Origin of the sequence: Allobosea sp. 117 (assembly GCF_000702305.1) — a bacterium.
In the GTDB taxonomy this organism is placed as follows: domain Bacteria; phylum Pseudomonadota; class Alphaproteobacteria; order Rhizobiales; family Xanthobacteraceae; genus Ancylobacter.
Genome location: NZ_JNLC01000013.1, coordinates 315,265 through 336,297 on the forward strand (window position 1 = coordinate 315,265; position 21,033 = coordinate 336,297).

A 21,033-nucleotide genomic window follows, 5' to 3' on the forward strand; every position below is an offset into this window, starting at 1 on the left:
GGTTTCACGCGAGCAACAGCACGCCAGCAATGAGCACGGCGCAGCCGGCGAGCCGCCACGGTCCGACCGGCTCCTTCAGGATGAGCAGTCCGAGCAGCGCGCCGACCATCATCGACATTTCGCGCATGGGGGCGACGGCGCTGACCGGGGCGCCGATGTCGAGCGCTGCCAGCACCAGTATGTAGGACAACGGCGAGAGCAGGCCGACGCCGAGGGCGAGATGCCAACGGCCCCGCATGGCCGCGCGGAAGCCCACAGGGTTCGCGAACATCACCGGCGTCAGAAGGGTGGCGCGCACGAGGTTCGAGAACCAGTCGAGCAGTACCGGCGCGATGGCGAGTGCTTTCACCCCATAGGCGTCGATGACGGTATAGGTGGCGATCAGCCCGCCCGTCGCGAGGCCCCAGCACACGCCGAGATGGCCTTCCCTTTTTCGAAAGGCGGCGAAGCTGCCCTGCGTCGCGATGAGCCCGATGCCGGCGACGACCGCGAGCAGCCCGAGCACACCGGGCAGGGTGACGGGTTCTCCGAAGAGAAGAAAGGCCGTAGTGGCGGAGAGAAGCGGCCCGCTGCCCCGGGCGACCGGGTAGACTACGGAAAGGTCTGCGACCTGATAGCCGCGCTGCAGGCAGAGGCTGTAGGCGAGATGGACGAGGCCGCTGGCAAGGATGCAGGCACCGACCGGCCAGCTCCAGTCCACCGCGCGCTCGGCAAGCAGCCAGCCGACCCAGGGCGCGTAGGCGAGGCAGGCGATGAGGTTATAGGCGACGACGAAGGGCGGGCCGGCATCGGCGGCGCGCTTCGACATGAGATTCCAGCTTGCATGGATGAGCGCCGCCGCCACGACGAGCGCCAAGGCGAGAAAGGTCACGAGACCTCCTTATGCCCGGAAGGGCATCTGGTGTCTCGACGTCTCCGCCTCTGGGGTTTTATCCCTCGGGTGCAGCCATGGCGACGCGCCATGGTTTTCGCAACGCTCGGTCCAGCGGCGCCTTCGCGCCCGGAACCCTAGTTGCCACTCGGTCGATCGCCCTCATCTACACCCCGGAGACCGGCCGCCGCAACTGCGATACGACGGCACAGCCGCCCGGCCACCTCAGGCAAACCGTCCGTGGCAGTGCTTGTATTTCTTGCCCGAGCCGCAGGGGCAGGGCTCGTTGCGTCCGACGCGGCCCCAGCTCGACGGGTCGTTCGGGTCGCGGTTCGGCGAGGCGGCGTCCTCGGCGGGGGCCAGCGTCGCCTCGCGGGCGAGTTCGGCATCGGCCATCGCGAACTCGTTCTCGCCGGTGGTGGCGTCGGCGTGCTCGAGCATCATCGGCGGCAGGCTGTCCTCCGGCGGCGGCGCGGTCATCACCTCGACGCGCATGAGCTGGGCGGTGACCGCCTCGCGCAGGCTGGCGAGCATGGCCTCGAAGAGCTGGAAGGCCTCGGACTTGTACTCGTTCAGCGGGTCGCGCTGGGCATAGCCGCGCAGGCCGATGACCTGGCGCAGATGGTCGAGGGTGACGAGATGCTCGCGCCAGAGATGGTCGAGCGTCTGCAGCAGGATCGACTTCTCGACATAGCGCATGATCTCCGGGCCGTACTGCGCGACCTTGGCGGCCATCGCCTCGTCGGCGCGGGTCTGGATGCGCTCGCGCATCTCCTCGTCGGCGATGCCCTCTTCCTTCGCCCAGTCGGCGACCGGCAGGTCGAGGCCGAGCATGTTGTGCAGCGCCTCGGCGAGGCCGGCGGTGTCCCACTGCTCGGGATAGGCAGTGGGCGGCACGAACTTGGTCACCAGATCGTCGATCACGCCGTGGCGCATCTCGGCCACGGTCTCGGCGACGTCCTCGTCCTGCATCAGCTCGACGCGCTGCTCGAACACCACCTTGCGCTGGTCGTTCATCACGTCGTCGTATTTCAGCAGGTTCTTGCGGATGTCGTAGTTGCGCGCCTCGACCTTCTGCTGCGCCTTCTCCAGCGCCTTGTTGATCCAGGGGTGGATGATCGCCTCGCCTTCCTTGAGGCCGAGCTTCTGCAGCATGCCGTCGAGCCGGTCCGACCCGAAGATGCGCATCAGGTCGTCTTCCAGCGACAGGAAGAACTTGGAATGGCCGGGGTCGCCCTGGCGGCCGGAACGGCCGCGCAACTGGTTGTCGATGCGCCGGCTCTCGTGGCGCTCGGTGCCGAGCACGAACAGGCCGCCGGCGTCGAGCGCCTTCTGCTTCAGCCGGGCGACCTCCTCGCGGATGGTCTTCTCGGCGGCCGCGCGCTGCTCGCCCTCGGGCATGGATTCGAGCTCGTGGGCGATGCGCATGTCGGCGTTGCCGCCGAGCTGGATGTCGGTGCCGCGACCAGCCATGTTGGTGGCGATGGTGATGGCGCCGGGCACGCCGGCCTGCGCCACGATGTAGGATTCCTGCTCGTGGTGGCGGGCGTTCAGCACCGCGAACACCTTCTCGTCGGCCTCGCCCTCGTCGCCGTCATAGAGCGGGCGGAAGGCGTCCGGGTCGGTGAAGTCCTTCTGGCGGAAGCCGCGGGTCTTCAACAGCTCGGCGAGCAGCTCGGACTTCTCGATCGAGGTGGTGCCGACCAGCACCGGCTGGCCGCGGGTCTTGCAGTCGGCGATCAGCTCGATGATGGCGTTGTATTTTTCACCCGCCGTCCGGTAGACCTCATCGTCGTCGTCGATGCGCTTAACCGGCAGGTTGGTCGGAATCTCGATGACTTCGAGCCGGTAGATGTCCTGGAACTCCGCCGCTTCCGTGTTCGCCGTACCGGTCATGCCGGCCAGCTTCTCGTACATGCGGAAATAGTTCTGGAAGGTGATGGAGGCGAGCGTCTGGTTCTCCGGCTGGACCTGCACGCGCTCCTTGGCCTCCAGCGCCTGGTGCAGGCCTTCCGAATAGCGGCGGCCCGGCATCATGCGGCCGGTGAACTCGTCGATGATGACGACCTCGCCGTTGCGCACGATGTAGTCCTTGTCGCGCTGGAACAGGGTATGGGCGCGCAGCGCCTGATTGACGTGGTGCACCACCGAGACGTTCTCGATGTCGTAGAGGCTGTCGGACTTAAGCAGGCCAGCGTCGCGCAGCAGGCCCTCGATCTTCTCCATGCCGGCTTCGGTCATGGTGACGGAGCGCTGCTTCTCGTCGACCTCGTAATCCTCCTTCGACAGCTTCGGAATGTAGGTGTCGATGGTGTTGTAGAAGTCCGAGCGGTCGTCCAGCGGGCCGGAGATGATGAGCGGGGTACGCGCCTCGTCGATGAGGATCGAGTCCACCTCGTCCACCACCGCGAAATGGTGCGGGCGCTGAACCATCTGGTTCAGCTCGTACTTCATATTGTCGCGCAGATAGTCGAAGCCGAGCTCGTTGTTGGTCGCGTAGGTGACGTCGCAGGCATAGGCGGCGCGGCGCTCGTTGTCGTCCATGCCGTGGACGATGATGCCGACGGTGAGGCCGAGGAAGCTGTAGACGCGGCCCATCCATTCGGCGTCGCGGCGGGCGAGGTAGTCGTTCACGGTGACAACGTGCACGCCCTTGCCGGTCAGCGCGTTGAGATAGACCGCGGTGGTGGCGACCAGCGTCTTGCCTTCACCGGTGCGCATCTCGGCGATGCCGCGCTCGTGCAGCACCATGCCGCCGACGAGCTGGACGTCGAAATGGCGCTGGCCGAGGGCGCGCTTGGCGGCCTCGCGCACGGTGGCGAAGGCTGGCACCAGCAGGTCGTCGAGGCTCTTGCCCTCGGCGAGCTCGCGGCGGAACTGGTCGGTGCGGGCGCGCAGCTCCGCATCGCTCAGCGCCACAAGCTCCGGCTCCAGGGCATTGATGGCCGCGACCTTCGGCTGATAGCCGCGCACGCGGCGGTCGTTGGCCGATCCGAAAATCTTTCGCGCAAGAGCGCCGAACATCGCGTCTTCCAATCCGTGTCCCGCCAGGGCAGAGATCAGGCCAGGCGGTGACGGGCCGCCGGGCCCTTTGGCGATGCTGCGCCCGCCTCATCCGATCGAGACGCCCTTTGCGGCCGAAATGGGTCGGTCGGCGGGTTTCGACGGGCTGCGGCACGTACCGCCGGGTCACATAAAGGCGAGCGCCGGGGAGGCGCCGCGCGGCGTGCCACACTTATGAACGGGTTTGGGGGTTGTCAATCACAGTGCAGCTTCCGGTCGACACAAGGGGGCCGCAGCCCCGCCGCTTGCAACCCGTGCCGAACTCGGCCAGCTTTCGCCGCCGAACAGCGGACAACCGCAAACACCCAAGGAATGGTTCCATGATGTCTCATCGTCCGCGTCCCGTGCGCGCCCATCGCGCCGGCCGGCTTCTCGCCGGCGCCGCCGCGCTTCTCATCGGTGCCGCCGGCGTCGTTCCGGTCGCCCATGTCGCTTTCGCACAGACCGCGCCGGCCGCCGCCACGGCTTCGACGGATGATCCGGTGCTCGCCACGGTGAACGGCGTCGAGCTGCGCCGCAGCGACCTCAAGATCGTCGAGGATGAGCTTGGCGCCAACCTGCCTCCGCAGCTCGTCGGCCCGGCGCGCGAGGAATACATGCTCGGCTTCCTGATCGACCTGACCGCGCTCGCCCAGGCCGGCGAGGCGCAGAAGCTCGACCAGACCCCGGAATTCGCCCAGCAGATCGCCTTCGCCAAGAAGCGCCTTCTGATGCAGGCCGCGCTGACGCAGGCGACTAAGGCCGCGGTTTCCGACGAGGCTCTGAAGAAGACCTATGAGGAAGCGGTGAAGCAGCAGAAGCCGGAAGAGGAGGTGCATGCGCGCCACATCCTGTTCCGCGCAGACCCGAAGGACGAGAAGGCCTCCGCCGAGGCCGAGGCGAAAGCCAAGGACGTCGCGGCCAAGGTCAAGAAGGGCGAGGATTTCGCCACCCTCGCCAAGCAGCTCACCGAGGACCCCTCCGGCAAGGAGAACGGCGGCGATCTCGGCTTCTTCGCCGAGGACCAGATGGTGCCGGAATTCGCCACCGTCGCCTTCAAGCTGAAGCCGGGCGAGGTGTCCGATCCGGTGAAGACGCAGTTCGGCTGGCACGTGATCAAGGTCGAGGAGAAGCGCGAGAAGCCGGTGCCGACCTTCGAGCAGGTCAAGCCGCAGATCGAGCAGTTCCTCGCCCAGAAGGCGCAGGCCGATGTGGTGCAGAAGACCCGCGACGCGGCCAAGGTGGTGAAGACCGACGCGGCGCCGAAGCCGAGCGACCTTGTTCCCGGCGGTCAGCAGCCCGCCGCGCCGGCCGACGCCCCGAAGACGCCGTGAGGCGATAGCTAGGGCGATCCATATTGCCGTAGTGATGACGATGGCCGGGTCTTCCCGGCCGTCGCTGTTTTTGCCGTCTTGCGTGCGTCATCCGCATCGGGCACACCGCTTCGCGCCCGTCTCGTCCGCCGCATCCTCCGAGAGCCACATGTCCGCTGCCAAAGCCCCTGCCGTCTCGCCGCTCGCGCCCAAGACCACGCCGGAGGTCGGTCCGGTCGAGGGGGTGCGCTTCGCCACCGCCGAGGCCGGCATCCGCTACAAGGGGCGCACCGACGTGCTGCTGCTGGCGCTCGACGCGGGCACGAGCGTCGCCGGCGTGTTCACGCGCTCCAAATGCCCTTCGGCGCCGGTCGAGTGGTGCCGCGAGCAGCTCTCCGGCGGCGTGGCGCGCGGGCTGGTGGTCAATTCTGGCAATGCCAACGCCTTCACCGGGGCGAAGGGTCGCGAAGCGACCAAGCTGACCGCCGAACTCGCCGCCAAGGCGCTCGGCTGCAAGGAAAGCGAAATCTTCCTCGCCTCCACCGGGGTGATCGGCGAACCGCTCGACGCCAACAAATATCGCGGCGTGCTGGACGAGACGGCGAAGCGCCTCGCGCCGCTGCCGTGGATCGACCCGGCCCGCGCGATCATGACCACCGACACCTTCCCCAAGCTCGCCACCGCGACCGCCACGATCGATGGTGTGAGCGTCACCATCGCCGGCATCGCCAAGGGCGCCGGCATGATCGCCCCCGACATGGCGACCATGCTCTCCTTCGTCTTCACCGATGCGGCGATCGAGGCGCCGGCGCTGCAGGCGCTGCTGTCGAAGGGCGTCACCGACAGCTTCAACGCGGTGACCATCGACGGCGACACCTCGACCTCCGACACGCTGATGCTGTTCGCCACCGGCGCGGCGGCGAAGCGCGGCGCCCCGCGCATCGCCGATGCCGCCGACCGCCGCCTTGCCGGTTTCCGCAAGGCGCTGCAGCGCGTGCTGGCCGACCTCGCCGAGCAGGTGGCGCGGGACGGGGAGGGTGCCCGCAAGCTGGTGCGCATCGCCGTCACCGGCGCAGTCTCCAAGCGCTCGGCGCGTCGCGTCGCCATGTCGATCGCCAATTCGCCGCTGGTGAAGACGGCGGTCGCCGGCGAGGACGCCAATTGGGGGCGTGTCGTCATGGCGGTCGGCAAGGCCGGCGAGCCGGCCGACCGCGATTTGATCACCATCTCCTTCGGCGGCATCCGGGTGGCGACCGAGGGCGCGCGCGATCCCGGCTATGACGAGGCCGAGGTGTCGGCCTACATGAAGGGGCAGGTGATCGACATCGGCGTCGACCTCGGGCTCGGTCGCGGGAGCGACCGGGTGATGACCTGCGACCTGACCAAGGAATATGTCGCCATCAACGGCGACTACCGCTCGTGAAAAAGCGCTGGAAACAGCGGTTTTTCGGCGATCGCGTCAGCGCCGCGTTAAGAGGTTCCCCGCTACGGTCAGGGAGTTGTTCGTGAAGCTCGTGCTTGTCGCCGCCTGTGCGCTGGTCGATGCCGATGGCCGTGTCCTCATCTCGGAGCGGCCGGCCGGCAAGGCACTCGCCGGACTCTGGGAATTCCCGGGCGGCAAGGTCGAGCCTGGCGAACGGCCGGAGGAGACGCTGATCCGCGAGCTGGCCGAGGAGCTGGGTATCCAGGTCAAGGAAGCCTGCCTCGCTCCGCTCACCTTCGCCAGCCACACCTATCCGGACTTCCAGCTATTGATGCCGCTGTGGATCTGCCGGAGATGGGAAGGGCTGGCGCAGGGTCGCGAGGGCCAGCGTCTGGCGTGGGTGCGTCCGCAGAAGCTGCGCGACTATCCGATGCCGCCGGCCGACGAGCCGCTCATTCCGATGCTCGTCGACATCATCGGTTCATAGGCGCCGGGGCGTCCCGGCGCAGCGGGGCGCGTGATGACCGGGTACAGGCGGATACGAAGGCACGACGCCGCGGCGGTGCTGGGCGGCTTCTGGCGCGATCAGGGCGCGGCGACCGCCATCGAATATGCGCTGGTCGCGAGCAGCATCGGCGCCGCCATCGCCGCCACCGTCTACACACTGGGCGACGAGGTTCTCACCACCTATTACACGCGGATCAGCGAGGCGGTGGCCTCGGCCAGCCCGAACTGACGGAATCTACTCGTCGCGCTCCGCCCGGTCGCTTAGCGGCAAAGGCAGCTCCTTGGTGCCGAGGGCATCGGCGAGGCGCTTTCGCGCGGATCCCGGCCGCAACGGCGTCTGCTGGCTCTCATGCGGCGCCCAGCCGGATATGAAGACGACCTCGAAGGTGGCGCGCAGCCGCCCGTCCGGGTCCGCGAAGCGTTCCCCATAGACCTCGACGAGGCGCGCCAGCGTCCCCCGCCGCAGCGGCTCGCGCCGGCGGGCGGCGAGCGGGTTGGTCGCGCCCATGCGGCGCAGATCGGCGAACAGCGCGAAGATGTCGCCATAGCGCACGGTGACGCGGTCGACGTCGGTGACCGGCAGAGCGAGGCCGGCGCGCTGCAGCAGCCCGCCGAGGTCGCGCAGGTCCGCGAAGGGCGCGACGCGGGGCGAGATGCCGCCGAGCGTGTCGCTCTCGGCGATGGCGAAGGCCTCCCTCAGCTCGCCCAGCGTGCCGCTGCCGAACAGGGCGGCGAGCAGCAGCCCGTCCGGGCGGAGCGTGCGGCGAAGCTGCGCGAGCAGGCCGGGCAGGTCGTTCACCGTCTGGAAGGCGAGCGCCGACACGACGAGGTCGAGCGAGGCCGGCGCGATGGGCAGCGCTTCCGGATCGGTGACGACGTCGACATCGGCGCGCTCGGCGGGACCGAAGACGTCCAGCCGGCCGACCATCGGGCTGCCGGCGAGCGCGCGGCGCAGCGCGTCGGCGGGCGTGCCGAGGTCGGCGGCGCGGGCGAATTCCCGCTTCACCGCCGTCAGCCGGTCGGCGAGGTCTTCCGCCACGCGATCGAGCAGGAAGGTCTCCGGGCCGAGCCGCAGCGCGCGGCGGCGGGCGGCGGCGAGGGCGCGGGCATCGAAGATCTCGAACGGGCCGGAACCGTCTGGCGCGGACAAGCGGCAGTCTCCCTGGACGACGCGGGCGCGTGGCGCTCGCGCGAGCCATAGGCCGCATCGGGGCGCGGGTCAAAGCGGGTCGGCCGTGATAGGATCGCTCATGCTCGACGATGTCGTCACGCCGTCCTCTTCGCCGTCCCTCGCCGCGCGCGTCGGACGAGGCGTGCCGGCTGCGCTGCGCGGTCTCGGCCGGGCGGCGGTCGATCTGGTGCTGCCGCCGGTCTGCGCCGGCTGCCGGACGGCGGTGGCGGAGCCCGGCTGCCTGTGCGGGGCGTGTTGGAGCGGCCTCGACTTCATCGAGCGACCCTATTGCGAGCGGCTCGGCATCCCCTTTGCGTTCGATCCCGGCGGGGCGAGGCTCTCGGCCGAGGCGCTTGCCGATCCGCCCGCCTATGACCGGGCGCGGGCGGCGGTTCTCTATGGCGGCATCGGCCGCGATCTGGTGCACGGACTGAAATACAACGACCGCACCGAGACCGCCCGGCTGCTCGCCCGCATGATGTCGCGCGCCGGCGCCGAGCTGCTCGCCGGCGCGGACGCGCTGGTGCCGGTGCCGCTGCATCGGCTGCGGCTGTGGCGGCGGCGCTTCAACCAGTCGGCGGCGCTGGCGCTCGGCATCGCCCGCGAGAGCAGCGTCGCCTTCCGGCCCGAATGGCTGGAGCGCCGGCGCCCTACGGCTCCACAGTTCGGCCTCGACCGGTCGGCGCGCGCGAATAACGTCGCCGGCGCCTTCGCCGTGCCGGAGGCGATGCGCGCCGAGCTGGCCGGACGCCGCATCGTCCTCGTCGACGACGTGCTCACCACCGGCGCCACCATGGACGCCTGCTGCAAGGCGCTGCTGCGCGCCGGCGCCGCTGGCGTCGACGTCCTGGTGTTCGCACGGGTTGTTGATGGGCGGTCGGCGCCCATATCATTGAGCTAGCGCCATCCGGAGGCAGACGAATATGCCCCAAGTGAACCCGTCCCAAGCGAATGTGTCTGACGTGAGCTCGTCCGACGTCGTGATCTACACGACCCGCTACTGCCCCTATTGCCACGCGGCGAAGGACCTGCTGGACCGCAAGGACGTCAGCTTCCGGGAGGTCGACGTGACCGGCGATGCGGAGGGGCGGGCCGCCATGGCGCGGCGCGCCAACGGGCGCACCAGCGTCCCGCAGGTGTTCATCCGCGGCAACCATGTCGGTGGCTGCGACGATCTCTACGCGCTCGACGAGGCCGGCGAGCTCGACCCGTTGCTCGCCGGCTGATATCGAGCGCCCCGCTGTTCGACGGAGACTATTGATGACCGCATCCGACGCTCCCGCCCCGGCTCGCAAGGACCGCCTTGGCAAGCCGTTCCGCGCGGCGCTGGTGCAGATGTGCACGGCCAGAAGCGTCGAGGCGAATGTGGCGGCGGCCTCCGCGCTGATCCGCCAGGCGGCGGGCGAGGGCGCGACCTACATCCAGACGCCGGAGATGACCGGCACGATGGAGGAGAACCGGCAGGCGCTGTTCAAGCTGCTGCACGAGGAGGAGCACGACCCTGCGCTGGCCGCCTTCCGCGCGCTGGCGGCGGAGCTGAAGGTGCACCTGCATATCGGCTCGCTGGCGGTGAAGGCGAGCGAGCACCGGGCCGCCAACCGCTCCTATCTCATCGCGCCGGACGGCACGATCGCGGCGCGCTACGACAAGATCCACATGTTCGACGTCGACCTGCCGAATGGCGACGTCTATCGCGAATCCACTGCCTACCGGCCCGGCGAGCTCGCGGTGCTGGCGGACCTGCCGGAGATCCGGCTCGGCTTCACCATCTGCTACGACCTGCGCTTTCCCGCGCTGTTCCGCGCATTGGCCGAGAGCGGCGCTGGCATGATCGCCGTGCCGGCCGCCTTCACCAAGTCCACCGGCGAGGCGCACTGGCACATATTGTTGCGGGCGCGGGCGATCGAGACCGGCTCCTTCGTGCTCGCGGCGGCGCAGGGCGGGCGCCACGAGAACGGCCGCGAGACCTTCGGCCACAGCCTCATCATCGATCCCTGGGGCACCGTGCTCGCCGAAGGCGGCACCGAGCCCGGGGTCATCCATGCCGAGATCGATCCGCAGAAGGTGGCGGCGGTGCGCGCGCGCATTCCCGCGCTCGACCATGGCCGGCGCTTCGAGCTCTTGCCGCCGGGCGAGCACGGCCGGCTGCATCTGGCCGCCTCGCAAGGGGATGCGGCATGATCCTTTATCAGCTCCGCTGCGCCGCCGATCATGAGTTCGAGAGCTGGTTCCGCGACTCCTCGGCCTATGACGCGCAGCGCAAGCAGAAGCTGGTGACCTGCCCGCTCTGCGGCTCGCCGGAGGTGGAGAAGGCGATCATGGCGCCGGCCCTCGGGCGCGGCACCCGCAAGGCGGAGGAGCCGGCGCCGGCCGCTCCCGCCGAGGAGGCCGCTCCCGCCAAGGTGGCGCTGATGTCCGAGAAGGAGCAGGCGCTGCGCGAGATGCTCAAGGCGGTGCGCCAGCATGTGGAGGCGAATGCCGACTATGTCGGCGACGAGTTCGCCAGCCTCGCCCGCCAGATGCACGAGGGCGATGTGGAGAAGCGCTCGATCTATGGCGAGGCGAGCCCCGACGAGGTGCGCGCGCTGGTCGAGGACGAGATCGAGGTGCATCCCCTGCCGTCGCTGCCGGACGAGCGGAACTGAGGCGTCGCGGTGGGAAGGGTATGATGGCCCGCCCTGACCTGTGTGCCGGTGTCGTCGCTCTCGCTCTTTTCGCGCTGGCGGTGCCTGCCCGCGCTCAGGATCCCTCGCCCGCTCATGACAAGCCGCTGCTCTACGAGCTGGTCGCCCGCGAGCCCTACCGCACCACCTGGCACAAGCTCGTCGCGCCGGTACTGAAGAACGAGCGCTGGCTGAGGAGCGCGCGCGGCGTCTGGGAGCCGACCCGGACGGTCACCGTCGACGGGGCACGGTTCGATGTCTATTTCCTGTGCAAGCCGACCGCCTGCGCCACCAACGAGATCACCGTGATCTTCGAGTCGGGCGGCCATCACGCCGCGGCCGCCTTCCGCAGCCCGGCAGGCACGCAACTGCTCGGCGCGCCGGGGGACCGCATGCGGCGGGCCCTGCTCTCGGCGTTGCACTAGGCGGCGCGCGGCGCGCCGCCCCGCCTCAAGAGGACGGCGTCGTGGGCGAGGGTGCGGCCTTGGCCTTCTCGATCTCCGGCAGCAGGCGCGTCTTCAGCCCCTCGGCATCGATCGGGCCGACATATTTGTAGGCGATGCGCCCGTCCCGGCCGACGACGAAGGTCTCCGGCACGCCATAGACACCCCATTCGATCGCCGCGCGGCCGCCCGCGTCGACGCCGACCGCGGCATAGGGATTGCCGAAGCGGCCGAGGAAGCGGCGGGCGTTCTCGGCGTCGTCCTTGTAGTTGAGGCCGACGAGGCGGAAGCCCCCCATCTTCGACAGCTCGACGAGATAGGGGTGCTCGTCGCGGCACGGCACGCACCAGGAGGCGAAGACGTTCAGCACCGTCACCTCGCCCTTCAGGGCGGCCGAGCTCAGCCCCGGCACGGCGGCGCCATCGCGCGTCAGCCCTTCGAGCGGCGGAAGGTCCAGCGCCGGCGCCGGCCGGCCGATCAGCGCCGAGGGCAGGCGCGAGGGATCGCCCGAGAACAGCCGGCCATAGAACAGGCCCGCCAGTGCCAGGAAGGCGACGAGCGGCAGCAGGACGAGGATGCGCCGGCGCCGGACCGGCGTTTCGGAGGGCGTGCTGGTGCCGGTCCCGGTCACGGCGCCGTCCCGTCGCCGGCCGAGCGGCGGCGCACGCCGCGCGCCTCCATTTCGGCGAGGCCGGCCCGCACGGCGCGTCCATCGAGCGCGATCCACAGCGCGAGGGCGCCGAGCACCGCTGCCGAGACGGCGTAGGCGGCGATGATGAAGGAGGCGTGCTCACCCATGGCGACCCTCACGCATAGGCCGCTTCGGCGGCGGCGCGGGCTTCGAGGTTGCGCAGGCGACGGCGCAGGATCTCGTTGCGCATGGCGGCGAGATGCAGCGTCAGCATCAGGCCGGTAAAACCCGCGGCGGTGAGCAGCAGCGGCCAGAGCAGGCTCGGATGGATGGTCGGGCCATCCATGCGGAACACCGAGGCGGGCTGGTGCAGCGTGTTCCACCAGTCGACCGAGAACTTCACGATCGGCACGTTCACGAAGCCGACCAGCGTCAGCACGGCGGCGGCGCGACCGGCCTGGTTCGGGTCCTCGATCGCCGAGCGCAGGGCGATGAGCCCGAGATAGAGCAGCAGCAGCACCAGCATCGAGGTCAGGCGCGCGTCCCACACCCAGTAGGTGCCCCACATCGGCCGGCCCCACAGCGAGCCGGTGACGAGGCAGAGGAAGGCGAACACGGCGCCTATGGGCGCGAGTGCCTTGTGCGAGACATCCGCCAGCGGATGGCGCCAGACCAGAATGCCGAGCGCCGAGAGGGCGAGCAGGCTGTAGCCGAGCATGGCGAGCCAGGCGAAGGGCACATGGATGTACATGATGCGCACCGTCTCGCCCTGCTGGTAGTCGGCCGGCGCCTGGAAGGCGAGCCAGAAGCCGATCGCGAGCAGGACGGCGCTCGCCAGCGCAAGCCACGGCAGCACCCGCCCGGCGAGGGCGAGGAAGCGGGTGGGGTTGGCAAGGTCCATCAGCGCCATGGCGCGGTTCTAATCGTCCGGCCCGATACGGGCAACAGAGGGGTCGTACGGCACAACGCGGATGTGATGGCGGGGAGCTGCGACATGAGCGCCAGCACGGAGGCGTGAAGGACCGACGTGAGGCTGCCGGATGAACGCCCGGTGAATGCCACGTTCAGGCGGGATTTGTGGGGCGTTGCCTAGCGTGCCACCACGATTCGCGCTTCCTCGACGAGGCGTGCTGCCCGAAACCAGAGGGTGCCCCGCGCGGGGAGCCTCCGCACGACGGAGACCGACCATGATCCACGCTCACGCCCAGAGCCCGACTCTCGCCCTCGCCGGCCTGCGTATCCGGCGCGCCAACGCCCCCGATCTCAAGGACATCGCGCGGCTGCAGGCGGCGGCGCTACGCGGCTTCGCCCGGCGGGCGCATGGCGCGGAGGTGATCGACGCGCTCATTCCCCATATCGGCGCCTTCGATGCCGAGCTGGTGGCGGACGGCACTTTCTTCATTGCCGAGATCGAGGGCGAGGCGGTGGCCTGCGGCGGCTGGTCCCTGCGGCGCCCGAGCTTCATGGTGGGCGGCACGCGTTCGCGCGAGATCAACCTGCCGGAAATCGACGACGATCCCGACGTGCCGCATCTGCACGGCGTCTTCGTGCACCCGCTGTTCATCCGCCATGGCATCGGCTCGGCGATCCTCGAGCGGATCGACGCTGATCTGCGGCAGCAGGGCTTCGCCCGCGCCCGGCTCGCGGCGACGCTCAGCGGCGAGGGCTTCTTCGCCGAGCGCGGCTGGCGCCGCCATGGCGCCGTGTTCGGCGCGCTGGAGGGGGGCCTCGTCTTCGTCGGCATGGGCATGGAGAAGCGCTTCGCCTCGGAGCTCAAGCTGGCGGCGTGAAGCTTGCCACATGACGGATGAAGGCCAGCGTCATATTGCCAGGACGCCGGTCTCGACCAATATGACGGACATGTCCGTCGCCGATCCCGCCCCCGACACGCCCACCCTGACCGACCGCCAGTTCGCGCTGATCGCCCGCGCGCTCGCCGAGCCGCGCCGCTACGAGATCCTCAAGCAGATCGGCGAGCGTTCCGGGGCCATGCCGTGCGGCTGCCTGCACGAGACGCATGGCGTGTCGGCGGCCACCATCTCCCATCACGTCAAGGAACTGGAGAACGCGGGGCTCATCGAGATCCTGCGCGAGGGCAAGTTCGCGCGCCTCGTGCTCAGGCGCGACGTGCTCTCCGCCTATCTCGACCGCCTGTCGAGAATCTGAGCGCCCGTTTCGGGTCGCCAATTTCGTGCGATGCGCCTCTTGTATCGTTTCGATGAGCGTCTAACTATCGCTCATCGATTAGATGATCATCTAATCATCGAAACGAGGCAGGAGAATTCGCATGACAAAGCTCGCGGGCAAGGTAGCGGTGGTGACCGGCGCCTCCAAGGGTATCGGCGCCGGCATCGCCAAGGCACTGGCGGAGGCCGGCGCGGCGGTGGTGGTGAACTATTCCTCCGCGCGCGACGGTGCGGAGAAGATCGTGAAGGAGATCGAGGCGGCCGGCGGCAAGGCGATCGCGGTGCAGGCGAACGTGGCCAAGGAGGCCGAGGTGGAGCGGCTGTTCGCGGAGGCGAAGGCGGCCTTCGGCTCGGTTGACGTGCTCGTCAACAATGCCGGCGTCTACCGCTTCGCGCCGATCGAGCAGTTCTCCGAGGAGGACTTTCGCTGGCACTTCGACGTCAATGTGCTCGGCCTTCTCTTCGCCACCCGCGAGGCGGTGAAGCATTTCGGCGAGAAGGGCGGCAGCATCATCAACATCGGCTCGGTCGCCACCGAGGTGGCGTGGCCGCAGACCAGCGTCTACACCGCGACCAAGGCGGCCGTGGCCTCGATCACCAAGACGCTCGCCAACGAACTCGGGCCGAAGAAGATCCGGGTGAACAACATCGCGCCCGGCGGCGTCGAGACCGAAGGCACCCACACGATCGGGGTGGTCGGCAGCGATCTCGAAAAGGAGATGGTGGCGCAGACGCCGCTCGGCCGCATGGGCCAGCCGCAGGACATCGCGCCGGTCGCCGTCTTCCTCGCCTCGTCGGAAGCGGGCTGGGTCACCGGCCAGACCATCTTCGTTTCCGGCGGACTGCAGTGAGCTGGGGGACGGCGGCGTCGTGCCGCCGTCCGTCGCCGCGCGCCGTTACCAGGACTTGAGCGCACGCAGCGTCGGCGTCTTCTTGGTCATGTGACCGGCCATGCGCCCGAGCAGGTGGTCGAGCAGCTCGACCGCCTGGCCGACCGCCGGTCCCTTGTTCAGCATCACGCATTCGGCGCGCGCCGACATGGCGGCGTCAGTCATCTCGCCGCGCGAGGGGACGCCGTCCTTCACGAGGTCCTCGAGAACCTGCGTCGCCCAGATCGCCGGCACCGCCGCGGCCTCGCAGAGCCACAGCAACTCCTCCTGCATCTCCGCCATCCGCTCGAAGCCGATCTCGGCGGCGAGGTCGCCGCGCGCGATCATGACGCTGAACGGCCAGCGGCCATGCGCCCGCGCGATGAGGCCCGGCAGGTTCTTCACCGCGTCGGGCCGCTCGATCTTGGCGACGAGGCCGATGGGGCGGATGCGGTCGCCGAAACGGGCGAGCGCCGCATCGAGCAGATCGAGGTCCTCCGGCCGGCTGACAAAGGAATAGCCGAGCATGTCGGCATGGCTGAACACGGTCGCGAGGTCGGCCTCGTCCTTGGTGGTGAGCGGGGAGAGGCCGAGCGCGGTGTCCGGCAGGTTCACGCCCTTTTCCGACTTCAGCCGGGTGCCGCCGGACTTGGTGAGGGTCACGCGGATCACCGCCTCGCCCTCGGCGACGCTCTCGACCACGGCCTCCAGCTTGCCGTCGTCGTAGCGCACGCGGTCGCCGACCGCGAGGCGAGTGACCATCTCCGGCAGCGAGACGGCGGCGGAGAAGGTGGCCGTCTCGTCGATGCGGGGCTCGCCATTGGCGACGAGGCGGATCGCATCGCCCGCCTGCACGCGGCCGTGCTTGGCCGGCTTCACCGCCTCGGTGCGGATCTTCGGGCCGGCAATGTCCATCAGCACGGGAATGCGCCGGCCGACCGCGGCTCCCGCCTCGCGCACATGCGCGGCCATCGCGGTCCAGGCGGCCGCGTCGTCATGCGCGCAGTTGATGCGCGCGACGTCCATGCCGCGCCGGGCGAGGTCGTGGACGAAGGCGGCGTCCTGCGCGGCCTCGGAGGGCAGCGTGACCATGATGCGGCACGGACGGTTCGCCGGCGCCGGGCCGAACAGCTCCTCCGCGGCGTGGGCGAGCGCCTGCTCGCCGGCGAAGAAGGCCGTCTCGTCCGGCACCGGGAAGGGCGAGGGGCGGCCGGTGAGTGCCGCGAGCGCCGCGATGGTGGCGTCCAGCGTCGGCATCACCCGGCTCTCCAGCCGGCCGAGCGAGGAAAGCCCGCGTTGCATCAACCGGCGCTGCAGCGGGCGCAGGTCGTGGTGGCGCAGGGCGAGGTAATGCGCGAGGTTGACCAGCATGGGATCGCTCGTCGCCGCCGCGTTCTCATAGGCGTGGATGAGCGGCTCGGCAGCTTCGGCGACCGCGATCCGCAGCGCCACCAATTCGTCCATCAGCGCGTCGGCGCCCTCGAAAGCGAGGGCCTGCTGCGGGCTGTTCATGCTATCCTCCGGTCGCAAGGAGCGCCCCGGCTGGTTCACCGCCCGGGTCCGGCGCACGGTAAGACGGGACCGTAACGCCGCTGTGACCATGAACGGTCGGCGCTGGCATGTCCTTGAGGGAGGTCAGGAGCCGCGTTTCCGGCGGCTTTCCTTGACTTCGCCACATCGGCCCGATAGGAACCCGCGATCCTCGCACGTTCCGCGAGCCGTCCCGCCGCCCGGTCCCGGAGACCGGAGGTCCACGCCCGACAGCGCGATGCGCCCTCGGGCGCTTTCGGCTTTGCGCGAATGATCGTGGCAACGGAACCAGGCGAACGGCATGTTCGATTCATTGAGCGACCGCCTTGGCGGCATACTCGACCGGCTGAAGAAGCGCGGCGCCCTCTCCGAGGCCGACGTGAACGAGGCCATGCGCGAGGTGCGCCGGGCGCTGATCGAGGCGGACGTCGCGCTCGACGTGGTGCGCTCCTTCATCGACCGGGTGCGTGCTCGCGCGGTCGGCGCCGAGGTGATCAAGTCGGTCACGCCCGGCCAGATGGTGGTGAAGATCGTCCATGACGAACTCATCGCCATGCTCGGCTCGGACGCCAAGCCGATCGATCTGGAGGCCGCCCCGCCGGTGCCGGTGCTGATGGTCGGTCTGCAGGGCTCGGGCAAGACCACCTCCACCGCGAAGATCGCCAAGCGCCTCACCGAGCGGGGCAACCGCAAGGTGCTGATGGCCTCGCTCGACACCCGCCGCCCGGCGGCGATGGAGCAGCTCGCCACCCTCGGCAAGCAGGTCGGCGTCGAGACGCTGCCGATCGTCGCCGGCCAGAGCGCAGTGCAGATCGCCCGCCGCGCCATGGAGGCGGCCCGGCTGGGCGGCTTCGACGTGGTGATGCTCGACACCGCCGGCCGCGTCACCCTCGACGAGGCGCTGATGGCCGAGGTCGCCGAGGTGAAGCAGGTGGCGCGTCCGCACGAGGTGATCCTCGTCGCCGACAGCCTCACCGGCCAGGATGCGGTGAACACGGCCAAGGCCTTCGACGAGCGCGTCGGCCTCACCGGCATCGTGCTGACCCGCGCCGACGGCGACGGGCGCGGCGGCGCCGCGCTGTCCATGCGCGCCATCACCGGCAAGCCGATCAAGCTGCTCGGCACCGGCGAGAAGATGGACGCGCTGGAGGATTTCGACCCCCGCCGCGTGGCGGGACGCATCCTCGGCATGGGCGACGTGGTCGCCCTCGTCGAGAAGGCGGCCGAGAGCATCGACGCCGAGAAGGCGATGGCCGCCGCCGAGCGGATGCGCAAGGGCAATTTCGATCTCGACGACCTGCGCATGCAGCTCGACCAGATGGAGAAGCTCGGCGGCCTCGGCGGGCTGATGGGCATGCTGCCCGGCGTCGGCAAGATGAAGAACCAGATGGCCAATGCCGGCGTCGACGACCGGATGATCAAGCGCCAGAAGGCGGTCATCGATTCGATGACGAAGAAGGAGCGGCGCAATCCCAAGCTGCTCGACGCCTCGCGGAGGAAGCGCATCGCCGCCGGCTCCGGCACCAAGGTCGAGGACGTCAACCGGCTGATGAAGATGCATCGCCAGATGGCGGACATGATGAAGCTGATGGGCGGCCCGGCCGGCAAGCGCGGCCCGATGGCCGGTCTCGCCAACATGTTCGGCCTCGGCTCTGCCGGCATGCCCAAGCCCGAGGACATCGCCAAGCTGGCCGAGAAGATGCCGGGCGGCGGGCTTCCGGGCGGCATGCCCGGCGGGCTGCCCCCAAAGTTCCCCGGCAATCTGCCCGGTCTGCCGGGCGGGCTTCCGGGCCTCGGCTCCAAGCCGGGCGGGTTTCCGGGCCTGCCGGGCTTCCCGCCGAAGAAGAAGTGAAGACAGACGTGCCGACCCCAAGCCTTTAACCGTCATCCCGGACGGCGCCGCAGGCGGCGATCCGGGATCGTTCCCCGCTCTCGGGCGGCCAGCGATCCCGGATCTCCGTTCGCTCCGCTCTCTGCGTCCGGGATGACGCTTTAGAAACCGACGAACGAACTGAACGACTGAAAGGAAAGACCAATGTCCCTGAAGATCCGTCTCGCCCGCGGCGGCGCCAAGAAGCGTCCCTATTACCGCATCGTCGTCGCCGACTCGCGCTCGCCGCGCGATGGCCGCTTCATCGAGAAGATCGGCACCTTCGATCCGCTGAAGCCGAAGGACGCCGCCGACCGCTTCGTGCTCGACGTCGAGAAGGCCAAGGCCTGGCTCGCCAAGGGTGCCCAGCCGACCGACCGCGTCGCCCGCTTCCTCGACAGCCTCGACGTCGCCAAGCGCGCCCCGCGCAACAACCCCGAGAAGGCCGTGCCCGGCAAGAAGGCGCAGGAGCGCGCCGCCGCTGCCGCCAAGGCCGCCGAAGCCGCCGCCGCTCCGACCGAGTGAGAGCTGGGCGCATCCCGCTGAACTCTCGACCTCTCCCTTACCAAGGGAGGGGCGAGTTGGACGGGCTGCCTGACGTACCCGCATCCTTCGAGGCTCGCTTCGCTCGCACCTCAGGAGGACGTGGCTCTGGGAGGAACGTCATCCTGAGGCGCTCGGGCATAGCCCGAGCCTCGAAGGATGGGCCTCGATAACGTTCGCCCACATCCGGAGCGACGCATGCCGACCGACCGCATCCTCATCGCCCGCATCGGCGCGCCGCATGGTGTGCGGGGCGAGGTGCGGCTGTTCGTGTTCGCCGGTGATCCGTCAGCTCTCGTCGCGTACGGGCCGCTGACCGACGAGACCGGCAAGCGCCGCTTCGAGCTGACCGCGCTGCGGCCGGCCAAGGAGCATTTCGTCGCCCGGCTCAAGGGCGTCGACACGCGCGAGGCGGCCGAGGCACTGACCAATGTCGGCCTCCACGTCGCGCGCGACCTGCTGCCGCCACCGGAGGACGAGGACGAGTTCTACCAGGCCGACCTGATCGGCCTCGCCGCGCAGACGGCCGAAGGCGAGGCCTTCGGCACGGTCGTCGCGGTGCATGATTTCGGCGCCGGCGACATCCTCGAGATCGCGCCGGCGGGCGGCGGCAAGACATTGATGCTGCCCTTCACCAAGGCGGTGGTGCCGGTGGTGGACATGAAGGGCGGGCGCCTCGTCGTCGATCCCGGCGAATGGGCGCGCGATGAGACGGCGCCGCCCGAGGCGGACAAGGGCTGACCGCCATGTGGCGCGCTTCCGTCGTCACCATCTTCCCCGAGATGTTTCCCGGCCCGCTCGGCGTGTCGCTCGCCGGGCGCGCGCTCGGCGCCGGCCAATGGGGCATCGAGACGGTCGATCCGCGCGATCACGCCACCGACCGCCACCGTTCGGTCGACGACACGCCGGCCGGCGGCGGGCCGGGCATGGTGATGCGGGTCGACGTGCTGGCCCGTGCCGTGGACGCGGCGGCGCCCCCTGGCGATTCCCGCCCGCGCCTCCTCATGACGCCGCGCGGGCGCCCGCTGACCCAGGCCCTGGTGCGCGAGCTCGCGGCCGGCGAGGGGGTGGTGGTGGTGTGCGGGCGCTTCGAGGGCGTCGACGAGCGTCTCGTTGCAGCGCGCGGCCTCACGGAAGTCTCGGTCGCCGATGTCGTGCTCTCGGGCGGGGAGATCGGCGCGCTGGTGCTGATCGACGCCTGCGTGCGGCTGCTGCCCGGCGTGATGGGGCATCCCGAATCCGGCACCGAGGAGAGCTTCTCGGCCGGGCTTCTGGAATATCCGCAATATACGCGCCCGCAGCATTTCGAAGGGCTCGGCATACCCGACGTGCTGACCTCCGGCGACCACGCCAGGGTCGCCGCGTGGCGGCATGCGCAGGCGGAAGTCGCAACGCGCGAGCGCCGGCCGGACCTCTGGGCGGCCTATCGCGCCGCGCATGACAGTTCCGCGACGGAAAAGGAATGACAAGCGGGGCGAGTTGGCGTATAGGGCGCGCCATCACTGTTCCAACTGAAAACAGCAAGATGCGGACGGCCGCATGCGGTGGCGTTCGCCAGAGGTGATCACATGGTCGATATCATTGCGCAGCTCGACTCCGAGCAGATCGAGAAACTCTCCGCCGCCAAGGCGATCCCGGATTTCCAGCCGGGCGACACCGTCATCGTCAATGTGAAGGTGAAGGAAGGCGAGCGCACCCGCGTTCAGGCCTATGAAGGCGTCGTGATCGCCCGCTCCGGCGGCGGTATCAACGAGAACTTCACCGTCCGCAAGATCTCCTACGGCGAGGGCGTCGAGCGCGTGTTCCCGCTCTACTCGCCGAACATCGACAGCCTGAAGGTCGTGCGCCGCGGCAAGGTGCGCCGCGCTAAGCTCTATTACCTGCGCGACCGTCGCGGTAAGTCGGCCCGTATCGCCGAGCGCCAGGAAAAGACCACCCCGAAGGCGCCCGTCGCCGCCGAGTGAGGCGTCG

General features: G+C 69.4%; 24 protein-coding genes. 17 read left to right on the forward strand and 7 right to left on the reverse strand.

Annotated elements, in window-relative coordinates:
* Positions 1-4: 4 nt before the first annotated feature.
* Complete coding sequence (locus U742_RS0112675; RefSeq protein ID WP_029353542.1) at positions 5-871, reverse strand: DMT family transporter; 867 nt, start codon at positions 869-871, stop codon at positions 5-7.
* Positions 872-1,096: 225 nt separating this feature from the next.
* The gene (gene secA, locus U742_RS0112680) at positions 1,097-3,895 is read right to left on the reverse strand and encodes a preprotein translocase subunit SecA (RefSeq protein WP_029353544.1); all 2,799 of its coding nucleotides are present in this window, start codon (positions 3,893-3,895) and stop codon (positions 1,097-1,099) included.
* 359 nt (positions 3,896-4,254) lie between these two features.
* Here secA and U742_RS0112685 point away from each other — a divergent pair, with 359 nt between their 5' ends.
* The 4 genes from U742_RS0112685 to U742_RS22925 all read left to right on the forward strand — a co-directional run bounded on the left by U742_RS0112685 (position 4,255) and on the right by U742_RS22925 (position 7,385).
* Positions 4,255-5,247 carry a peptidylprolyl isomerase gene (locus U742_RS0112685; protein WP_029353546.1) on the forward strand — a complete coding sequence of 331 codons (993 nt, stop codon included), beginning with the start codon at positions 4,255-4,257 and terminating at the stop codon, positions 5,245-5,247.
* 148 nt (positions 5,248-5,395) lie between these two features.
* Positions 5,396-6,649: a bifunctional glutamate N-acetyltransferase/amino-acid acetyltransferase ArgJ gene (argJ, locus tag U742_RS0112690; RefSeq protein ID WP_029353548.1), complete on the forward strand. Its 1,254-nt coding sequence runs from the start codon at positions 5,396-5,398 to the stop codon at positions 6,647-6,649.
* 82 nt (positions 6,650-6,731) lie between these two features.
* Positions 6,732-7,136, forward strand: a complete 405-nt coding sequence (gene mutT / locus U742_RS0112695) for an 8-oxo-dGTP diphosphatase MutT (RefSeq protein ID WP_029353550.1) — start codon at positions 6,732-6,734, stop codon at positions 7,134-7,136.
* Positions 7,137-7,169: 33 nt separating this feature from the next.
* Positions 7,170-7,385 carry a Flp family type IVb pilin gene (locus U742_RS22925; protein ID WP_081852979.1) on the forward strand — a complete coding sequence of 72 codons (216 nt, stop codon included), beginning with the start codon at positions 7,170-7,172 and terminating at the stop codon, positions 7,383-7,385.
* Positions 7,386-7,391: 6 nt separating this feature from the next.
* Here the strand turns inward: U742_RS22925 and U742_RS0112705 are convergent, their stop codons facing one another.
* Positions 7,392-8,306 carry a methyltransferase domain-containing protein gene (locus U742_RS0112705; protein ID WP_038361393.1) on the reverse strand — a complete coding sequence of 305 codons (915 nt, stop codon included), beginning with the start codon at positions 8,304-8,306 and terminating at the stop codon, positions 7,392-7,394.
* 100 nt (positions 8,307-8,406) lie between these two features.
* On the opposite strand from U742_RS0112705, the gene U742_RS0112710 reads away from it, so the two are divergent.
* The 5 genes from U742_RS0112710 (at position 8,407) to U742_RS0112730 (ending at position 11,415) form a co-directional block, all read left to right on the forward strand.
* Positions 8,407-9,228, forward strand: coding sequence for a ComF family protein (locus U742_RS0112710; RefSeq protein ID WP_029353553.1), 822 nt, complete (start codon positions 8,407-8,409; stop codon positions 9,226-9,228).
* 61 nt (positions 9,229-9,289) lie between these two features.
* A complete protein-coding gene (grxC, locus tag U742_RS0112715) occupies positions 9,290-9,553 on the forward strand; it encodes a glutaredoxin 3 (protein WP_029353554.1) in 264 nt (87 codons plus the stop codon).
* Between the two features lie 34 nt (positions 9,554-9,587).
* Positions 9,588-10,508, forward strand: a complete 921-nt coding sequence (locus U742_RS0112720) for a carbon-nitrogen hydrolase family protein (RefSeq protein ID WP_051661129.1) — start codon at positions 9,588-9,590, stop codon at positions 10,506-10,508.
* A complete protein-coding gene (locus U742_RS0112725) occupies positions 10,505-10,972 on the forward strand; it encodes a DUF1178 family protein (RefSeq protein WP_029353558.1) in 468 nt (155 codons plus the stop codon). Before U742_RS0112720 ends, U742_RS0112725 begins: the two co-directional genes overlap by 4 nt.
* A gap of 23 nt (positions 10,973-10,995) precedes the next feature.
* Positions 10,996-11,415, forward strand: coding sequence for an Ivy family c-type lysozyme inhibitor (locus U742_RS0112730; protein ID WP_197028250.1), 420 nt, complete (start codon positions 10,996-10,998; stop codon positions 11,413-11,415).
* Between the two features lie 25 nt (positions 11,416-11,440).
* Here the strand turns inward: U742_RS0112730 and U742_RS0112735 are convergent, their stop codons facing one another.
* Genes U742_RS0112735 through U742_RS0112745 form a run of 3 tightly spaced genes read right to left on the reverse strand, consistent with a single transcriptional unit; the run spans position 11,441 to position 12,974 of the window.
* Positions 11,441-12,064, reverse strand: coding sequence for a DsbE family thiol:disulfide interchange protein (locus U742_RS0112735; RefSeq protein ID WP_029353562.1), 624 nt, complete (start codon positions 12,062-12,064; stop codon positions 11,441-11,443).
* Entirely contained in the window at positions 12,061-12,231 is a 171-nt protein-coding gene (gene ccmD / locus U742_RS0112740) for a heme exporter protein CcmD (protein ID WP_029353563.1), read from the reverse strand. The genes U742_RS0112735 and ccmD overlap by 4 nt, the downstream gene beginning before the upstream one ends.
* A gap of 8 nt (positions 12,232-12,239) precedes the next feature.
* Entirely contained in the window at positions 12,240-12,974 is a 735-nt protein-coding gene (locus U742_RS0112745) for a heme ABC transporter permease (RefSeq protein ID WP_029353565.1), read from the reverse strand.
* Positions 12,975-13,251: 277 nt separating this feature from the next.
* Here U742_RS0112745 and U742_RS0112750 point away from each other — a divergent pair, with 277 nt between their 5' ends.
* The 3 genes from U742_RS0112750 (at position 13,252) to U742_RS0112760 (ending at position 15,101) form a co-directional block, all read left to right on the forward strand.
* Entirely contained in the window at positions 13,252-13,854 is a 603-nt protein-coding gene (locus tag U742_RS0112750) for a GNAT family N-acetyltransferase (protein ID WP_029353568.1), read from the forward strand.
* 10 nt (positions 13,855-13,864) lie between these two features.
* Positions 13,865-14,230, forward strand: coding sequence for an ArsR/SmtB family transcription factor (locus U742_RS0112755; RefSeq protein WP_248310349.1), 366 nt, complete (start codon positions 13,865-13,867; stop codon positions 14,228-14,230).
* A gap of 121 nt (positions 14,231-14,351) precedes the next feature.
* Complete coding sequence (locus U742_RS0112760; protein ID WP_029353570.1) at positions 14,352-15,101, forward strand: SDR family NAD(P)-dependent oxidoreductase; 750 nt, start codon at positions 14,352-14,354, stop codon at positions 15,099-15,101.
* A 45-nt stretch (positions 15,102-15,146) separates the two neighbouring features.
* Here the strand turns inward: U742_RS0112760 and U742_RS0112765 are convergent, their stop codons facing one another.
* On the reverse strand, positions 15,147-16,631 hold the full coding sequence (locus U742_RS0112765; protein WP_029353572.1) for a pyruvate kinase: 1,485 nt from the start codon (positions 16,629-16,631) through the stop codon (positions 15,147-15,149).
* 319 nt (positions 16,632-16,950) lie between these two features.
* Between U742_RS0112765 and ffh the strand changes: the two genes are divergently transcribed.
* From ffh to rplS, 5 genes are all read left to right on the forward strand, one after another.
* Complete coding sequence (ffh, locus tag U742_RS0112770) at positions 16,951-18,501, forward strand: signal recognition particle protein (protein WP_029353574.1); 1,551 nt, start codon at positions 16,951-16,953, stop codon at positions 18,499-18,501.
* Positions 18,502-18,684: 183 nt separating this feature from the next.
* Positions 18,685-19,044 carry a 30S ribosomal protein S16 gene (gene rpsP, locus U742_RS0112775; RefSeq protein WP_029353577.1) on the forward strand — a complete coding sequence of 120 codons (360 nt, stop codon included), beginning with the start codon at positions 18,685-18,687 and terminating at the stop codon, positions 19,042-19,044.
* 216 nt (positions 19,045-19,260) lie between these two features.
* The gene (rimM, locus tag U742_RS0112780) at positions 19,261-19,803 is read left to right on the forward strand and encodes a ribosome maturation factor RimM (protein WP_029353578.1); all 543 of its coding nucleotides are present in this window, start codon (positions 19,261-19,263) and stop codon (positions 19,801-19,803) included.
* 5 nt (positions 19,804-19,808) lie between these two features.
* Entirely contained in the window at positions 19,809-20,528 is a 720-nt protein-coding gene (trmD, locus tag U742_RS0112785) for a tRNA (guanosine(37)-N1)-methyltransferase TrmD (protein WP_029353580.1), read from the forward strand.
* A gap of 102 nt (positions 20,529-20,630) precedes the next feature.
* Positions 20,631-21,026 (forward strand): 50S ribosomal protein L19, encoded by a 396-nt coding sequence (gene rplS / locus U742_RS0112790; protein WP_029353582.1) that lies wholly within the window; start codon positions 20,631-20,633, stop codon positions 21,024-21,026.
* Positions 21,027-21,033 lie beyond the last annotated feature (7 nt).

Excerpts from the sequence above, each read along its gene's own strand:
- rimM (WP_029353578.1), top strand. The coding sequence starts at position 19,261 with ATGCCGACCGACCGCATCCTCATCGCCCGCATCGGCGCGCCGCATGGT.
- trmD (WP_029353580.1), top strand. The coding sequence starts at position 19,809 with ATGTGGCGCGCTTCCGTCGTCACCATCTTCCCCGAGATGTTTCCCGGC.
- rplS (WP_029353582.1), top strand. The coding sequence starts at position 20,631 with ATGGTCGATATCATTGCGCAGCTCGACTCCGAGCAGATCGAGAAACTC.
- U742_RS0112745 (WP_029353565.1), bottom strand. The coding sequence starts at position 12,974 with ATGGCGCTGATGGACCTTGCCAACCCCACCCGCTTCCTCGCCCTCGCC.
- U742_RS0112725 (WP_029353558.1), top strand. The coding sequence starts at position 10,505 with ATGATCCTTTATCAGCTCCGCTGCGCCGCCGATCATGAGTTCGAGAGC.
- U742_RS0112730 (WP_197028250.1), top strand. The coding sequence starts at position 10,996 with ATGGCCCGCCCTGACCTGTGTGCCGGTGTCGTCGCTCTCGCTCTTTTC.
- ffh (WP_029353574.1), top strand. The coding sequence starts at position 16,951 with ATGTTCGATTCATTGAGCGACCGCCTTGGCGGCATACTCGACCGGCTG.
- U742_RS0112720 (WP_051661129.1), top strand. The coding sequence starts at position 9,588 with ATGACCGCATCCGACGCTCCCGCCCCGGCTCGCAAGGACCGCCTTGGC.
- U742_RS0112765 (WP_029353572.1), bottom strand. The coding sequence starts at position 16,631 with ATGAACAGCCCGCAGCAGGCCCTCGCTTTCGAGGGCGCCGACGCGCTG.
- U742_RS0112750 (WP_029353568.1), top strand. The coding sequence starts at position 13,252 with ATGATCCACGCTCACGCCCAGAGCCCGACTCTCGCCCTCGCCGGCCTG.
- argJ (WP_029353548.1), top strand. The coding sequence starts at position 5,396 with ATGTCCGCTGCCAAAGCCCCTGCCGTCTCGCCGCTCGCGCCCAAGACC.
- U742_RS22925 (WP_081852979.1), top strand. The coding sequence starts at position 7,170 with ATGACCGGGTACAGGCGGATACGAAGGCACGACGCCGCGGCGGTGCTG.
- ccmD (WP_029353563.1), bottom strand. The coding sequence starts at position 12,231 with ATGGGTGAGCACGCCTCCTTCATCATCGCCGCCTACGCCGTCTCGGCA.
- U742_RS0112755 (WP_248310349.1), top strand. The coding sequence starts at position 13,865 with ATGACGGATGAAGGCCAGCGTCATATTGCCAGGACGCCGGTCTCGACC.
- U742_RS0112760 (WP_029353570.1), top strand. The coding sequence starts at position 14,352 with ATGACAAAGCTCGCGGGCAAGGTAGCGGTGGTGACCGGCGCCTCCAAG.
- U742_RS0112685 (WP_029353546.1), top strand. The coding sequence starts at position 4,255 with ATGATGTCTCATCGTCCGCGTCCCGTGCGCGCCCATCGCGCCGGCCGG.
- U742_RS0112710 (WP_029353553.1), top strand. The coding sequence starts at position 8,407 with ATGCTCGACGATGTCGTCACGCCGTCCTCTTCGCCGTCCCTCGCCGCG.
- rpsP (WP_029353577.1), top strand. The coding sequence starts at position 18,685 with ATGTCCCTGAAGATCCGTCTCGCCCGCGGCGGCGCCAAGAAGCGTCCC.
- secA (WP_029353544.1), bottom strand. The coding sequence starts at position 3,895 with ATGTTCGGCGCTCTTGCGCGAAAGATTTTCGGATCGGCCAACGACCGC.